We start from the raw sequence: 16,495 nt of genomic DNA on the forward strand, positions 1-16,495 counted from the left end.
ATGGCAATTACCGACGTAAAGCAATACGCACACCTGCGCGCCGAGGACGTCGAGGCGCTAGGGCGCGAACTCGACGCGATCCGCGCCGACATCGAGGAGTCTCGCGGCGAGCGCGACGCCCGCTACATCCGCCGAGCCGTCCAGCTGCAACGCGCCTTGGTAGTCGGCGCGCGGATCGTGCTGATGGCGAGCCGCAATAAGTACGCCTGGACCGCTGGGACAGCGATGCTGGGCACCGGCAAGATCATCGAGAACATGGAACTCGGTCACAACATCACCCACGGTCAGTGGGACTGGATGAACGACCCGGAGATCCACTCCACCGAATGGGAATGGGACACCACCTCGCCCAGTGTGCATTGGAAGAAGTCGCACAACTTCATCCACCACAAGTACACCAACATCGTCGGCATGGATGACGATGTCGGTTACGGCATCATGCGCGTCACCCGGGACGAGCCCTGGGCGCGTTGGATGCTCGGCAACCCGATCTACAACCTGCTGTTGGGCACACTTTTCGAATGGGGTGTTGCCGCACACGGATTGGAGCTTTCGGCGGTTCGCAGGCACGACAAGACTTGGGCGCAAGTGCGCAAGGACCTAAAGATCATCGCCAGGAAGGTCGGCAAACAGGTCGGCAAGGACTACGTCGTTTTTCCGGCGTTGGCCGGTCGGAACTGGAAGCACACGCTGCGGGCCAACGCGGTAGCCAACCTGATCCGCAATTACTGGTCCTACATGGTGATCTTCTGTGGTCACTTTCCCGACGGTGCCGAGAAGTTCACCAAAGAGGAGTTCGAGAACGAGACGCAGGGGGAGTGGTATCTGCGCCAGATGCTGGGCTCGGCCAACTTCAACGCTGGACCACTGCTGGCGTTTATCAGTGGCAACCTGTGCTATCAGATCGAGCACCATCTTTTTCCCGACCTGCCGAGCAATCGCTATGCGGAGATCTCGGTGCGGGTGCGCGAGTTGTGTGAGAAGTACGACCTGCCCTACACCACGGGATCACTTGGGCGGCAGTACTGGCAGTCGTTCTGGACGATCTTCAAGCTCGCGTTGCCCGACAAGCTGCTCAAAGGAACTCCTGATGACGCGCCGGAGACGAACTCCGAGTTGAAGTTCCGCGTCCGCGACGGGCTGCGGGAGAGCTTCGTCGACCCTGCGACAGGAAAACGACGAGGCCTGCGCACCGCGCTGCGCGATTTGCAGGCAGGTCGGCTAGCCGCCTAAATGCGCTGCTACGGCCCGCGCCCCTGGCCACCGCGTCTCGACCGTCCGCATGGATTCAGCTATGGTAAGGCAACCCTTAGTTCGGGAACTTGCTATGTCCAGGTCCGGGCCGGCGACATCCGCTGGGGCGTTCGATCGTAGAGGTCGTGGCGGAACTCCCCGCCGCGGGAGAGGACCGCTGATGGCACGCGGGTTCCAGGGCGCGATATTGCGGGGCTTCGGCGCGCGCGACCACACCGCAACGGTGCTGGAAACCGTGCAGATCGCACCGCATTTCGTGCGGATTCGAATGGAGTCGGCGACTCTGTTCGAAGACGCGGAGGCCGAACCCGCCGCGTGGCTGCGGTTCTGGTTTCCCGACCCGGACGGTTCCAATACCGAATTCCAGCGCGCCTACACGATCTCCGAGGCGGATGTCCCCGCCGGCCGCTTCGCGGTCGACGTCGTGCTGCACGAGCCCGCCGGTCCTGCGTCGAAGTGGGCGCGCACCGTCGCACCCGGTGCCACCATCGCGCTGATGTCGCTGATGGGCTCGTCGCGGTTCGACACCCCCGAGGAGCAGCCGGCCGGCTATCTGCTGATCGGCGACTCGGCGTCGATTCCCGGGATGAACGGAATCATCGGCACCGTCCCCGACGACGTGCCGATCGAGATGTACCTCGAGCAGCACGACGACAACGACACCGCGATCCCGATCGCGCAGCACCCCCGGCTGCGGGTGCACTGGGTTGCCCGCGGCGACGAGAAATCGCTGGCCGACGCCATCGAGACCCGCGACTGGTCGAATTGGTATGCCTGGGCGACACCCGAGGCGACCGCGCTGAAAAACGTCCGCAAGCGGCTGAAAGACGTATTCGGGTTTCCCAAGTCCGAGGTGCACGCGCAGGCGTACTGGAGCGCCGGCCGCGAGATGGGTACCACCCGCGGCGGTGAGCCGCAGGCCACCTCGGTGCCCGGTGCCGGCCAGTTGTCGGAAAGCGTTGCGGCCCAGCCCGACACGGCGCCGGTTGCCGTCGACGATGTGTCCGCTCCGGCAAACCAGGGCAGTTGGCGCGCTCTGGCGGCCGGCCGGCTGCTCGCGCCGCTGCGTTCGGCGCTGATCGTCTCCGGCGTGCTGCAGGCCGTGATCACTCTCGTGCAGCTCGCGCCGTTCGTGCTGCTGGTGGCCCTCGCCCGGCTATTGGTGGCCGGCGCCGACGAGTCGCGACTGTGGAGTGTCGGAATCGCCGCGGTCGGGCTGCTGGGTCTGGGCACCGTGCTCGGTGCCGCCCTCACCCTTTGGCTGCACGTGATCGACGCACGGTTCGCGAGTGATCTGCGCTCGCGGCTGCTGAGCAAGATGTCGCGGTTGCCGTTGGGCTGGTTCACCGCTCGCGGATCGGGCTCGATCAAGCAACTGGTGACCGACGACACGCTCTCGCTGCACTACCTGGTCACCCATGCGATCCCGGACGCGGTCAACGCCGTGGTCGCGCCGGTGGCGGTGCTGGTCTATCTGTTTTTCGTCGACTGGCGGGTGGCGCTCGTCCTGTTCGGTCCGGTGCTGGTCTATTTGGTGCTGACGTCGTCGTTGACGATCCAATCCGGCCCGAAGATCGTTGCGGCGCAACGCTGGGCCGAGCGGATGAACACCGAGGCCGGCGCCTACCTCGAGGGCCAGCCGGTGATCCGCGTTTTCGGCGGCGCGACGGCGTCGAGCTTCCGCCGCCGGTTGGACGAGTACGTCGGATTCCTGGTGGCCTGGCAGCGTCCGCTGGCCGGCAAGAAAACCACGATGGATTTGGCCACCCGGCCGTCCACCTTCTTGTGGCTGATCTCGGTCGTCGGCACCTTGCTGGTCGTCACACATCGGATGGATCCGGTCAATCTGCTGCCGTTTTTGTTGCTGGGCACCACCTTCGGTGTCCGACTGCTCGGCATCGCCTACGGACTCGGCGGCATCCGCAGCGGCATGATCGCGGCCCGGCGCCTGCAAGTCGCGCTCGACGAGCAAGAGCTCGCGGTGCAAGAACAGCCGGGCGCAGCACCCGACGACGCGGCCACGGTGGTGTTCGACGGGGTCGGCTTCAGCTATCGTCCCGGGGTCCCGGTGATTCAGGACGTGTCACTGCAGCTGCGGCCGGGCACGGTGACCGCGCTGGTCGGGCCGTCTGGATCCGGGAAGTCGACGCTCGCGGCACTGCTGGCCCGATTCCACGACGTCGAACACGGTGCGATACGTGTTGGGGGACAAGACATCCGGTCGCTTACCGCCGACGAGCTCTACACGCGGGTCGGGTTTGTGCTGCAGGAAACCCAGCTCGTGCACGGCACGGTCGCGGATAACATTGCGTTGGCCGTCCCCGACGCCACGCTCGAACAGATCCAGGCCGCGGCCCGCGAGGCGCAAATCCACGAGCGGGTGCTACGGCTGCCGAATGGTTACGACACCGTGCTGGGCGCCAGTGCCGCACTGTCGGGTGGTGAGCGGCAACGCCTCACCATCGCCCGCGCCATCCTTGCCGACACGCCAGTCCTGATCCTCGACGAGGCCACCGCGTTCGCCGACCCCGAGTCGGAATACCTTGTCCAGCAAGCGCTTAACCGATTGACCCAGGACCGGACCGTGTTGGTGATCGCCCATCGACTGCACACCATCACCCGGGCCGACCAGATTGTGGTGCTCGATCACGGACGGATTGCCGAACGCGGTACCCATGACCAGTTACTCGCCGCCGACGGCCGGTATCGCCGGTTGTGGGATACCGGCCAGGGCAAGCCAGTGGCCGTGACCGCGGCGGTGCAGGAGGTCCGGCGATGATCCGCACCTGGATAAGCCTTGTTCCGGCGGATCACCGCGCACAGGTGACCCGCTATGCCGTGCTCGCGTTCGTTGCGGTCGTTGTGCGCGCGGTGGGCGCGGTATTGCTCGTCCCGCTGGTCGGCGCGCTGTTCAGCGACACCCCGCAGCGCGCGGTGGCGTGGCTGGGCTGGCTGTCCGTCGCGACCGTGACCGGATGGATCGTCGACGCCACGACCGCGCGGATCGGCTTCAACCTGGGATTCGCCGTGCTCGACCACTCGCAGCACGATGTGGCGGACCGGCTTCCCGGGGTTCGGCTGGACTGGTTCACCGCCGACAACACCGCGACGGCCCGCCAGGCGATCGCGGCTACCGGCCCGGAACTCGTCGGCCTGGTGGTCAACCTGCTCACGCCACTGAGCACGGCGGTGCTGCTGCCCGCGGTCATCGCGGTCGCGCTGTTGGGAATCTCCTGGCAACTCGGGGTGGCGGCGCTGGCCGGTGTGCCCTTGCTGCTGGGGGCGCTGTGGGCGTCGCTTCGATTGACGCGTCGCGCCGACGCGGCGGCCGGCGATGCCAACACCGCGTTGACCGAACGGATCATCGAGTTCGCGCGCACCCAGCAGGCGCTGCGAGCCGCACGACGGGTCGAGCCGGCCCGCAGCCTGGTCGGCACCGCCCTGGCCGAACAGCACAGTGCGACGATGCGGCTGCTGGGCATGCAGATCCCGGGCCAGCTGTTGTTCAGCGTCGCCAGTCAGCTGGCGCTGATCGCGCTGGCCGGTGCCACGACGGCGCTCACCATGAATGGCACCCTGACCGTTGCCGAGGCCGTCGCCTTGATCGTGGTGATCGCCCGTTATCTGGAGCCGTTCACCACCGTCAGCGAGTTGGCACCGGCGCTGGAAAGCACCCGCGCCACGCTCGACCGGATCCGCGGCGTGCTGACCGCACCGGCGTTGGTGGCCGGGGCCGCCGGCTTGTCCGACGCCGCCGCTGCCCCGCGCATCGAATTCGATGATGTCGCCTTCGGCTACGACGGCGCGAGCACGCCGGTGCTGGACGGGGTCAGCTTCGCCCTGCAGCCGGGAACCACGACGGCGATCGTCGGACCGTCGGGCTCCGGCAAGAGCACGATCCTGGCGCTGATCGCCGGGCTGCACCAACCGACCCGCGGTCGCGTCGTCGTCGACGGCGCCGACGCCGCCACGCTGGACGCCCAGGCGCGCCGCGCGGTCAGCAGTGTCGTCTTCCAGCACCCGTACCTGTTCCACGGGACGATCCGCGACAACGTCTTCGCGGGAAATCCCACCGCCGGCGACGATCAGTTCGGCCGGGCGGTTGCGCTGGCGCGAGTCGACGAGCTGATCGGCAGACTGCCCGACGGCGCCGACACCGTCGTCGGCGAGGCAGGCTCGGCGTTGTCCGGCGGCGAGCGGCAACGGGTCAGCATCGCGCGAGCGCTGCTGAAGGCCGCTCCCGTGCTGTTGGTCGACGAGGCCACCAGCGCGTTGGACACCGAGAACGAGGTCGCGGTGGTCGACGCGCTGACCGCCGATCCGCAGGCACGCACCCGGGTGATCGTGGCCCATCGATTGGCGAGCATCCGGCACGCCGATCGCGTTCTCTTTGTCGACAACGGGCGAGTGGTCGAGGACGGTTCGATCGACGAATTGCTGGCTGCGGGTGGCCGTTTCAGCGAATTCTGGCGGCAGCAGCACGAGGCCGCCGATTGGCACATAGTCGCTGAGTAAGCCACCGAACAGGTCACGGCGGGTGGCGCTTGCGGTATGCCTTACAGTTGATCGGCAGTCGGCTGGTTAATTCCTGGAGGCGTGGTTGCTTATGAGTGCTGTGGTGTCGATTCCGCGGTACCCCGGCGATGTGACACCCGAGTGGTTATCCACAGCGCTTAGCGAACGCCACGCACCGGTCGAGGTGGCCGACGTCGACGTGGTGGCGATCGGCACGGGCCAGACCGGCGCGACCTATCGCGTGACGGCCCGCTATGGCACGGATCCCGGTGATCTGCCACCGACTTTCGTGATCAAGCTGCCGGCCCAGGACGACACCGTGCGCGACCGCGTCGTAATCGGCTACCGCAGCGAATGCGCGTTCTACACCTCGGTGGCCGACCGGGTGAAGGTGCCGACCCCGAGCTGTTTCTATTGCCAGATCACCGACGACGCCATGGAATACGCGCTGCTGCTCGCCGACCAAGCGCCCGCGGTACAAGGAGATCAGATCGCGGGCTGCGGTGAGCAGGAGGCGCGACTGTCGGTGCTGGCGCTGGCCGGACTACATGGGCCCAGCTGGTGCGACCCGTTCTGGCTGGACCTGCCCGGCCTGGCCTTTCCCCGGCCGGATGAAGCCGGGGCCAAGGGTCTTGGCGACGTGGCGAAGATGAGCGCCGACATCACCCTGGAAAAGCTGGGCGACCGCATGAGCGCCGAAGATCGCGAGACCTTCACCACGACAATGGGTTTGGTGACACCATGGCTGTTCGCCGAGCGAGATCGGTTCGCGCTGCTGCACGGTGACTACCGACTCGACAACCTGCTGTTCGACCCGGCGCATAGCTGGGTGAGTGTGGTCGACTGGCAGACGCTCGGCGTGGGTCTGCCGGCACGAGACCTCGCGTATTTCACGGCGACGAGCCTGAATTCGGAGCTGCGGTCGGCGATCGAGAAAGACCTCGTCGGCGAATACCATCAAGCATTGCTGGGTTACGGCGTGACCGGCTACGACCGTGACACCTGTTGGCGCGACTACCGGCTCGGGATGCCGCACGCGCTGCTGATCTCCGCTCTGGGATTCGCCTTCGCCGCCGCCACCGAACGCGGCGACGACATGGTGCTCGCCATGCTCAGTCGCGGCTGCCGGGCCGTGCGTGAACTCCGAACCCTGGAACTGCTCGGTTGAGCGGAGATTATCGGCTGAACCGCCCGGCGAGGTACTCGGCACGGCACGCGTTGCGGGCGAGTTTGCCGCTGGTGGTGCGCGGAATCGTGCCGGCGGCAACGAGCCGGATGTCGGCGACCCGGACCTGATGCTCGCGCGAGACCGCCGCCCGTACGGCCGCGGTGATCGCCTCGGGGTCCGCACGCCCGACACCCGCGGCGCGTTCGGCAACGACCACAAGCTGCTCGGCGGAGCCGCCGTCCCCGGCGTCCGCTGGAACCGAAAACGCGGCCACGTAGCCGGTTCGGATGGCGTCCGACGAGTGGCTGACCGTGGTTTCGATGTCGTGCGGGTAGTGGTTGCGACCGTCGATGATGACGAGGTCCTTTATCCGGCCCGTCAGATACAGCTCGTCGTCGATGTAGACGCCGAGGTCGCCGGTGGCCAACCAGTAACAGTTGTCCGGGGCGCCCTCGGCATGGCTGTCGCGCTCGACCCGGGACTGCAGCTTGTTGGCGAACGTGCGTTGTGATTCTTCCTCGCGGCCGAAGTAGCCGCGGGCGATGTTGTTGCCGTGCAGCCAGATTTCCCCGACGCCGTTATCCGCCACCTCGGCACCGTCCGGGCTGGCGATCACCGCCCAGATATCACGAAACGGGCGACCACAGGAGACATAGGCGACCGCACCCTCGGCGTCCGGCTCGACGATCACCGCGTGTCCTGCGGCGAGTTGAGCCCGGTCGAGGAATACGCCGTGGGCCGCCGCGTCCGGGGCGGTCATGGCCACTCCCAGGGTGGCCTCGGCCATCCCGTAGGCCGGTTTGACGGCTGTCGCGGGTAGACCGTGCGGGGCGAACGCCGTGGTGAACTTCTCGATTGCCGACATGGTCACCGGCTCCGAGCCGTTCAGCAGCCCGACCACGTTCTGCAGGTCGATGGGTACGCCGTCGGGGGGTAACCCGCGCTCGGCGGCCAACTCGTACGCAAAATTGGGTGCGGCCGCGAACGTCGGACCGTTGGCGGCTTCCGCGCTCAGTTCCTTGATCCACCGGAAAGGCCGGCGCACGAATGCCATGGGATCTAGCAGCGTGAGGTATTCGCCACCGCACAACGCCGGGAACATGATCATGATCAAGCCCATGTCGTGGTAGAGCGGCAACCAGCTGACGCTGTGGGTGTTTGGGTGCAGTTCGGCACCCAGGATCATCTGCAGCACGTTGGTGATCACGGCGCGATGTGTGACCTCCACGCCGGCCGGAGTGCGCGTCGACCCGGACGTGTACTGCAGGTACGCGGTGTCGTCCGTGGCGATGGTGGGCTCGGTGAACATCGCGGCTAGCGACGGCGGGATCGCGTCGACCGCGATCAGTCGCGGCCTTCCGACCACCGGATGCGCACGCAGCGATTTCCGCACGGACTCGGCCGCCGCGGTCGTCGTCAACACCACAGCGGGCCGGGCGTCGGCCAACACTGCCGTCAGCCGCTCGGTGTGGCCGGCCAGCGTTGGTGCGAACAGCGGGACCGCAATGTTGCCCGCATGCACGGCGGCGAAGAACGAGGCCACGTACTCCAGACCGTGCGGCGCCAAGATCGCCACTCGGTCTCCGGGCTTCGCGACTTGCTGGAGACGGGCGCCGATCGCACGCACCTGAGTCCACAGCTCATTCCAGCTCAGTTCGACGACGCGTCCGTCCTGCTCTTTCGCGTAGTCGACGAACCGGTATGACGGACGGTCACCGAAGGCTGCCCGGTTTTGATCGAAGAACGAGGTGAGAATCAACCCGTCGGGCAAGACAATGGAGCCGTCAGCGAGAACGTAATCATTTATGTCAGCCGCTAGTGGCTTAACAGCATCTATCGACAAATGGGGCCGTCCCATGATCAGAGAATAAGAGAGCCACTTAGTGTTTTGCTCCACCGGGTGGGTGTGTCGCGCGCCACGTTCAATAACAATGTGATTTGCATCACATTACGCACCCGTAATCATTAGCGGATTTAGTCGTCAGAGGGCTGGTACGTCAGACGTTGTCAGCGTGAAATATGTTGGCGTGACGCGCGGCTCGGGACGGCGCCGGGGCCGCATACGTCTTCCTCCCGAATCCATCGCGATCGAGCGGGACAACATCCGCTCGATCGCGGGGCGGCGACGGCGAATCTGTCGACGGTGTTTTGGTTCGTCGTCGCCGCGCTGGGCGCATTGCGAGTTGCTCGCACCGATGCCGCGAATTGCTTGTCGTATATCTGAAAACGCACGATTCCGCCTTCGTTGACGATCGTGCGCGCGACAGCAAATAGCTTCATCGGCTACGCGTCAGTATTGGCTAGAACCCTGGTCCACCCGGATCTGGGCCGCGGTGACCTTGCGCGACTCGTCGCTGGCCAGCCAGCACACGGCGTCGGCGATCTCTTCCGGCTCGGCGACCCAGTCGGGCAGAAACGGCGTCAGAACGTGCGACAGCTGGGGGTTGGTCTCCATCGCCCTGGCCACCGCCTCGACCATGTCGCCGGAGCCCATCGGCGTGTTCACCGGGCCGGGGTGGACGCTGTTGACCCGGATCGAGTGCTTGCCCAATTCGGCCGCGAAGGCCCGCGCCAGCCCGGTGACGGCGTGCTTGCTGGCGGTGTAGTGCACCATGAACGGCTGCTGTTTGGCCCCGGCCGCCGAGCTGATCAAAATGATCGAGCCGCCGCGGCCACCCTCGATGATCTTGTCCGCGCCGGCCATCACGGTGTTCCAGGTGCCCGTCACGTTGATGTCCAGCACGTCGCCGAAGTTCTCGGCCGTGATCTCGTTCCAGGGCTGGGGGGCCGCGACGCCGGCGTTGGCCACAATGATGTCGAGGCGCCCCAGTGCGGCGACTCCGTCGTCGACGACCCTGCGCAGCGCTTCCAGGTCGCGGGTGTCGACCACGGAGGCGAGGATCTGGCGGTTCGCCTCTTCAACGAGGCGAACGGTTTCGGCAAGATCCTCCTCGGTCGCCGGGTCGTAGGGAACGCAGGATGGCAGCTTGCCGGCGATGTCGACGGCGATGATGTCGGCGCCCTCCTGGGCCATCCGCACCGCGTGCGCGCGGCCCTGGCCGCGTGCCGCTCCCGTGATGAAAGCGACTCGCCCCTCGAGCTTGCCTGCCATTAGCGCTCCTTTGATGTGCTAGCTCGCCCGGCCGCTTTGACCAGGTTCGAGCCGATGATCAGACGTTGAATCTCACTGGTGCCCTCGTACAACCGCAGCAGGCGCACGTCCCGGTAGATCCGTTCGACGGCAACGCCACGCATGTAACCGCTGCCGCCGTGAATCTGGACCGCGAGATCCGCAACGTTGCCGGCCATTTCGGTGCAGAACACCTTCGCGGCAGAGGGGGCAATCCGGCGGTCCTCGTCCGCGACCCACAGCCGCGCGGCATCACGCACCAGCGCGCGGCCGGCCATCACGCCGGTCTGCTGGTCGGCGAGCATCGCCTGCACCAACTGGAAGCTTCCGATCGGCGCACCGCCCTGGGTCGCGGTGGCGGCGTACGCGACCGATTCGTCGAGCGCACGCGCCGCTGCGCCCACTGCCAGCGCGGCGATGTGGACTCGCCCGCGCGCCAGCGAGGTCATCGCGGCGCGATAGCCGACGTCCTCGCTGCCCCCGATCAGCGCATCGGGACCGACGCGGACGTCATTGAAGCTGACATCGGCTGTCCACGCGCCTTCCTGGCCCATCTTGGCGTCCTTGGTTCCCACCTCGACGCCGGCGGTGGCGGTGGGAACCAGGAACACCGCGATCCCCGGGCCCTGATCGTCAGCGGGCCTGGTGCGCGCGAACAGCACGAAAAGGTCGGCAACGGGTGCGTTGGTGATGAAGCGTTTCTGGCCGGAGATCACCCAATCGTCGTTGTCGCGTACGGCTTTGGTCCGTAGGCCGGCCGGATTGGATCCGGCGCCGGGTTCGGTCAGCGCGAACGAGGCGACGACGTCGCCGGACGCGATGGATTCCAGCCAGCGGGATTTCTGCTCGTCGGTGCCGAACCCGACCAGGACCTGTCCGGCGATGCCGTTGTTGGTGCCGAACATCGACCGCAGTGCCAATGACGTGTAGCCCAGCTCCATCGCCAGCTCGACGTCCTGCATCAGGTTGAGGCCGAGGCCGCCCCACTCCTGGGGGATCGCGTAGCCGAACAGCCCCATCTTCTTGGCTTCGTCGCGCAGGTCGTCGGGGACGCGGTCCTCGTCGAGAATCTCCTGCTCGCGCGGGACAACGGCGGTGCGGACGAATTGCCTTGTCTGAGCCAGGATCTCGCGGAAATCGTCATCCGAGACTGCCGCGACTTCGGTGCTGGCCATTGGCTCCACACTCCTCTCCCGATCCGGGACACCCCGGTACAGAGCAGGATCCTATATCAAATATGATATTTGCTTCGGGGTACCCGGTGGTAGCGATAACAGTGAAGGATGTGTGATCGACAGTGTCGTTATTGGCAGGTCAGACCGCTGTAATCACAGGCGGAGCGCAGGGACTGGGTCTGGCGATCGCGGAGCGATTCGTCGCCGAGGGAGCGCGAGTGGTGCTCGGTGATGTCAATCTCGAGGAAACCCAAATCGTGGCCAAGCAGCTGGGCGGTGACGACGTCGCCGTCGCGGTGCGGTGCGATGTCACGCAGTCGTCCGACGTCGAAACCCTGATCCAGACCGCGATCGAGCGTTTCGGCGGCCTCGACATCATGGTCAACAACGCCGGCATTACCCGTGACGCGACGATGCGCAAGATGACCGAGGAGCAGTTCGATCAGGTGATCGATGTGCATCTGAAGGGGACGTGGAACGGCATCCGGCTGGCGTCAGCGATCATGCGGGAAAACAAGCGGGGCGCGATCATCAATATGTCCTCGGTATCGGGGAAGGTCGGCATGATCGGCCAGACCAACTATTCGGCGGCCAAAGCCGGCATCGTCGGCATGACCAAGGCGGCCGCCAAAGAGCTGGCCTACCTGGGTGTCCGGGTGAACGCGATCGCTCCCGGTTTGATCCGCTCCGCCATGACTGAGGCTATGCCGCAACGTATTTGGGACTCAAAGGTCGCCGAGGTGCCGATGGGACGGGCGGGTGAGCCCAGCGAGGTCGCCAGCGTGGCGTTGTTCCTGGCTTCCGACCTGTCGTCGTACATGACCGGTACGGTCATGGAAATCACCGGCGGCCGGCATCTCTGAGATGGGTGACGCAGTGCGCGCAGCCGTAATCTGTGAACCCGTTCGGACACCGATCGGCCGCTATGGCGGAATGTTCAAGGCGCACAGCGCCGTCGACCTCGGTGTCACGGCGTTGAAGGGGTTGCTCGAGCGAACCGGGCTGTCGCCCGATGCCGTGCAAGACGTGATTCTCGGCCACTGCTATCCGAACAGCGATGCGCCCGCGATCGGACGCGTGGTGGCGCTGGATGCCGGCTTGCCGGTGACGGTCCCCGGCATGCAGGTCGACCGCCGTTGCGGGTCGGGCCTGCAGGCGGTCATCCAGGCATGTCTGCAGGTGGGCGCCGGCGACAATGATCTCGTTGTCGCCGGTGGTTGCGAAAGCATGAGTAATGTCGCCTTCTACTCCACCGACATGCGCTGGGGACCCTCACGCAACGGTGTTCAGGTGCACGACGGGCTGGCGCGCGGACGCACTACTGCCGGCGGCCGCGACTATCCGGTCCCGGGCGGCATGCTCGAGACGGCTGAGAACTTGCGTCGCCAGTACGGCATTTCGCGCCAGGAGCAAGACGAGCTCGCGGCGCGTTCGCATCAGCGTGCCGTTGCCGCGCAGAAGGATGGCGTGCTGGCCTCGGAGATAATTCCAGTGGTCATCCGCGGCCGGCAGGGCGAGGAAATCGTCGACACGGATGAGCATCCGCGCGCCGACACGTCGGTGGAGTCGCTGAGCAAGCTCAAACCGGTTCTGCTCAAGGATGATCCGCAGGCCACGGTTACGGCCGGCAACGCCAGCGGACAGAATGACGCCGCTTCCATGTGTGTGGTGACCACGCCGGAGAAGGCGGCCGAATACGGCCTGAAGCCACTGGTTCGCCTGGTCTCGTGGGCAGTGGCGGGCGTGGCGCCCAACATTATGGGTATCGGTCCGGTACCCGCCACCGAAGCCGCGCTGGCCAAGGCCGGCTTGCAACTGTCCGATATCGACCTGATTGAACTCAACGAAGCCTTTGCCGCCCAAGCACTTGCGGTGACACGGGAATGGAAGTTCGGTGCCACCGACTTCGACCGAACCAACGTGCACGGCTCGGGAATCTCGCTTGGCCATCCGGTGGGTGCGACCGGCGGGCGGATGTTGGCGACCCTGGCGCGTGAGCTCAGCCGTCGCCAGGCGCGCTACGGGTTGGAGACCATGTGCATCGGCGGTGGCCAAGGTCTGGCCGCGATCTTCGAACGGGTCAGCTAGACATGAGTCGTCCCGCGTTGCCGCTGACCGGCCTCACCGTGGTCGAGGTGTCCAGCTTCGTCGCCGCGCCCCTGTGTGGCATGACGTTGAGTCAGCTTGGCGCAGAAGTGATCCGCATCGACCCGATCGGTGGCGCGTCTGACGTCCAACGCTGGCCGCTGACGGCAGACGGCACCTCAATCTATTGGACCGGACTGAACAAGGGAAAGCGTTCGGCCACCATCGATCTGCGGTCTCCGGAAGGCCAAGAGCTGGCCGGGCGGCTGATCGTCGAGGGTGACGGGATCGTGGTTACCAACGCCGCCGGGTTGTCCTGGTTGAGCCATGATGCGCTGGCGGCCAAGCGATCCGACGTCATTCACGTTCAATTACTCGGCCGAGGCGATGGCTCCACCGGGGTCGATTACACGGTCAACGCGGGTATTGGGTATCCGCTCGTCACGGGCCCGGCCGATCAGGCCGGTCCGATCAATCATGTGTTGCCGGCCTGGGACGTGTGCTGCGGGCTGTACGCCGCGCTGTCTGTCGTCACCGCTGTGCGTCGTCGTGAGCAGTCCGGGACGGGGGCGCAGATCAGCCTCGCGCTGGAGGACGTCGCGCTGGCCACCGCCGCGAATCTTGGGTTGCTGACCGAGCCGCAAGTCAACGGGACGCAACGCGAGCGGCTGGGCAATGCCATCTATGGTCAGTACGGGCAGGACTTCGTTAGCGGTGACGGGGCTCGATTCATGCTAGTCACGTTGACCGGTAGGCACTTTCGCGACCTGCTCGAGGTCACGGGTACCGGTGCCGCGGTGTCCGCACTCGCCGAGGCGCTGGGTGTGGATTTCGGGTCCGAAGGTGACCGCTACCGATACCGTGACGTGCTGTCGGGCCTGTTCGCCACCTGGTTCAGCGATCACTCGGCCGACGAGATCACCGCCGCGCTCTCCGGCACCACGGTGCTGTTCGAGCGTTACCGCACCTTTGCCGAGGTCGCGGCTGGTCCGAAAGTGACTGCTAATCCACTATTTTCGCGACTGCAGCAACCGGGTCTCGGCGACTACCTCGCCCCCGGACTGCCGGCCGCGTTCGACGGCGCCCATCCGGCCAGCGCACCCGCGCCGGCGCTGGGGCACGACACCGCGGATGTCCTTGCGCGGAACCTGGGCATGACCACCGCCGACATCGAGCGTCTCACGAACGCCAAAACGATCGCCTGCTGAGCAGCTGGAAGGGAAACACAGCACATGACCAAGCTCGCCCAAACCCTCGGGCTGACCGAATTCCAGACCGAGATCATCGCCACGGTACGCCAATTCGTCGAGAAGGAAGTCATTCCCCACGCGGCCGAACTCGAACGAGGCGACACCTATCCGCAGCAGATTGTCGATCAGATGCGGGAGATGGGCCTGTTCGGGCTGATGATTCCGCAGCAGTACGGCGGACTCGGGGAATCGCTGCTGACCTACGCGCTGTGTGTCGAGGAGCTGGCGCGCGGCTGGATGAGCGTGTCCGGCGTGCTCAACACCCACTTCATCGTGGCGTACATGCTGCGCCAGCACGGCACCGACGAGCAGAAGCAGCGGTTCCTGCCCCGGATGGCCGCCGGCGAGGCGCGCGGCGCCTTTTCGATGTCGGAGCCGGAGCTGGGCTCTGACGTCGCCGCGATTCGCACTCGGGCCCGGAGCAATTCCGACGGGACCTACACCATCGATGGTCAGAAGATGTGGCTGACCAACGGCGCCACCTCCACGCTGGTGGCGGTGTTGGTGCGCACCGAGGAAGGCTCGGACAAACCGCACCGCAACCTGACCGCATTCCTGGTCGAGAAGCCGGTCGGCTTCGGCGAAGTCGTTCCCGGCCTGCATATTCCGGGCAAGATCGACAAGCTGGGCTACAAGGGCATCGAAACCACCGAGATGATTTTTGACGGCTATCAGGCCGGCGCGGATGATGTTCTCGGCGGTACCACCGGACAGGGCTTCTTCCAGATGATGGACGGCATCGAGGTGGGCCGGGTCAACGTTTCGGCGCGCGCGTGTGGTGTCGGGTTGCGAGCTTTTGAGCTCGCGGTGCGGTACGCCCAACAGCGCGAGACGTTCGGCAAGCCGATCGCCGAGCACCAGGCCATCGCCTTTCAGCTGGCCAAGATGGCGACCAAAGTCGAAGCGGCACACCTGATGATGGTCAACGCGGCGCGCCTGAAGGACTCGGGCGAGCGCAACGATGTCGCGGCCGGAATGGCCAAATACTTGTGCAGCGAGTATTGCACCGAGGTCACCCAGCAGAGCTTCCGGATCCACGGCGGCTACGGCTATTCCAAGGAATATGAGATCGAGCGGCTGATGCGCGACGCGCCGTTCCTGCTGATCGGTGAGGGAACCAGCGAAATTCAGAAGAACATCATCAGCAAGCGACTGCTCGCCGAGTATCGGGTGTAAGCAGATGAGCGTTCCGGATTTCGCCGCGCGGCCTCAACTTTCAGAGGATGTCGCGCGAATCATCCGTGGGCGGATATTCGACGGCGGCTATGCCGCGGGGTCTTACGTTCGTCTGGACCAACTGGCGGCGGAGTTGGGGATCAGTGTTACACCGGTGCGTGAGGCGCTGTTCGCGCTCCGTGCCGAAGGACTGATCGCACAGCAGCCCCGCCGCGGGTTCGTGGTGCTGCCGGTCACCGGGCGAGACGTGACCGACGTCGCGAACGTGCAGGCCCACGTCGGTGGGGAGCTCGCCGCGCGGGCGGCGATCAACATCGGCGGAGATCAGCTGCACGAGCTCAAGCAAATCCAGGCTCAGCTGGAGCAGGCCTATGCCGGCGACGACCACGAGCGGACGGTTCGGCTGAACCACGAGTTTCACCGGGCCATCAACGTCGCCGCGGACTCGCCCAAACTCGCACAGCTGATGCTGCAGATCACCCGTTACGCTCCCGAATCGGTGTTTCCCACGATCGAGGGCTGGCCCAGCCAGTCGATAAAGGATCATCGCGAGATCCTGACCGCGCTCGAGATACACGACGACAAGCTTGCCCGAGCGGCGATGTCGAAACACCTTGCTGCGGGCGCGGTTCCGCTGATCGATCACCTCGTCGCGCGCGGTGTGGTGGCAGACGGAAGCATTCCGGCCGTTCAGCAGGATCGCAGCAACACGGGCTAGCGCAGCGTTCGTCGCAAAGATTCC

Annotated in this window: 12 protein-coding genes; 9 read left to right on the plus strand and 3 right to left on the minus strand. The window is 65.7% G+C overall.

The genetic code is table 11. The features are described from left to right. The 4 genes from H7K34_RS06900 to H7K34_RS06915 all read left to right on the plus strand — a co-directional run bounded on the left by H7K34_RS06900 (window position 1) and on the right by H7K34_RS06915 (window position 6,937). A complete protein-coding gene (locus tag H7K34_RS06900; RefSeq protein WP_264061089.1) occupies window positions 1-1,233 on the plus strand; it encodes a fatty acid desaturase family protein in 1,233 nt (410 codons plus the stop codon). A 181-nt stretch (window positions 1,234-1,414) separates the two neighbouring features. Then, window positions 1,415-4,033, plus strand: coding sequence for an ABC transporter ATP-binding protein/permease (locus H7K34_RS06905; RefSeq protein ID WP_264061090.1), 2,619 nt, complete (start codon window positions 1,415-1,417; stop codon window positions 4,031-4,033). Next, a complete protein-coding gene (locus H7K34_RS06910) occupies window positions 4,030-5,769 on the plus strand; it encodes an ABC transporter ATP-binding protein (RefSeq protein WP_264061091.1) in 1,740 nt (579 codons plus the stop codon). The genes H7K34_RS06905 and H7K34_RS06910 overlap by 4 nt, the downstream gene beginning before the upstream one ends. Window positions 5,770-5,860: 91 nt before the next feature. After that, entirely contained in the window at window positions 5,861-6,937 is a 1,077-nt protein-coding gene (locus tag H7K34_RS06915) for an ecdysteroid 22-kinase family protein (protein ID WP_264061092.1), read from the plus strand. A 7-nt stretch (window positions 6,938-6,944) separates the two neighbouring features. On the opposite strand, the gene H7K34_RS06920 is transcribed toward H7K34_RS06915, so the two are convergent. From H7K34_RS06920 to H7K34_RS06930, 3 genes are all read right to left on the minus strand, one after another. Continuing rightward, a complete protein-coding gene (locus tag H7K34_RS06920; protein WP_264061093.1) occupies window positions 6,945-8,795 on the minus strand; it encodes a fatty acyl-AMP ligase in 1,851 nt (616 codons plus the stop codon). A gap of 432 nt (window positions 8,796-9,227) precedes the next feature. After that, window positions 9,228-10,049: a mycofactocin-coupled SDR family oxidoreductase gene (locus tag H7K34_RS06925; RefSeq protein WP_264061094.1), complete on the minus strand. Its 822-nt coding sequence runs from the start codon at window positions 10,047-10,049 to the stop codon at window positions 9,228-9,230. Beyond that, window positions 10,049-11,242 (minus strand): acyl-CoA dehydrogenase family protein, encoded by a 1,194-nt coding sequence (locus tag H7K34_RS06930; RefSeq protein ID WP_264061095.1) that lies wholly within the window; start codon window positions 11,240-11,242, stop codon window positions 10,049-10,051. The genes H7K34_RS06925 and H7K34_RS06930 overlap by 1 nt, the downstream gene beginning before the upstream one ends. Window positions 11,243-11,364: 122 nt before the next feature. On the opposite strand from H7K34_RS06930, the gene fabG reads away from it, so the two are divergent. The 5 genes from fabG to H7K34_RS06955 are packed head-to-tail and all read left to right on the plus strand — an operon-like array spanning window position 11,365 to window position 16,471. Next, window positions 11,365-12,105, plus strand: coding sequence for a 3-oxoacyl-ACP reductase FabG (fabG, locus tag H7K34_RS06935; protein ID WP_264061096.1), 741 nt, complete (start codon window positions 11,365-11,367; stop codon window positions 12,103-12,105). 1 nt (window position 12,106) lies between these two features. Next, on the plus strand, window positions 12,107-13,330 hold the full coding sequence (locus H7K34_RS06940) for an acetyl-CoA C-acetyltransferase (RefSeq protein ID WP_264061097.1): 1,224 nt from the start codon (window positions 12,107-12,109) through the stop codon (window positions 13,328-13,330). A gap of 2 nt (window positions 13,331-13,332) precedes the next feature. Then, window positions 13,333-14,535 (plus strand): CoA transferase, encoded by a 1,203-nt coding sequence (locus H7K34_RS06945; protein ID WP_264061098.1) that lies wholly within the window; start codon window positions 13,333-13,335, stop codon window positions 14,533-14,535. Between the two features lie 24 nt (window positions 14,536-14,559). Continuing rightward, entirely contained in the window at window positions 14,560-15,753 is a 1,194-nt protein-coding gene (locus H7K34_RS06950; RefSeq protein ID WP_264061099.1) for an acyl-CoA dehydrogenase family protein, read from the plus strand. A 4-nt stretch (window positions 15,754-15,757) separates the two neighbouring features. Further along, window positions 15,758-16,471, plus strand: coding sequence for a GntR family transcriptional regulator (locus H7K34_RS06955; RefSeq protein WP_264061100.1), 714 nt, complete (start codon window positions 15,758-15,760; stop codon window positions 16,469-16,471). Window positions 16,472-16,495: the final 24 nt, after the last annotated feature.

This window comes from Mycobacterium montefiorense (assembly GCF_025823255.1).
In the GTDB taxonomy this organism is placed as follows: Bacteria; Actinomycetota; Actinomycetes; order Mycobacteriales; family Mycobacteriaceae; genus Mycobacterium; species Mycobacterium montefiorense.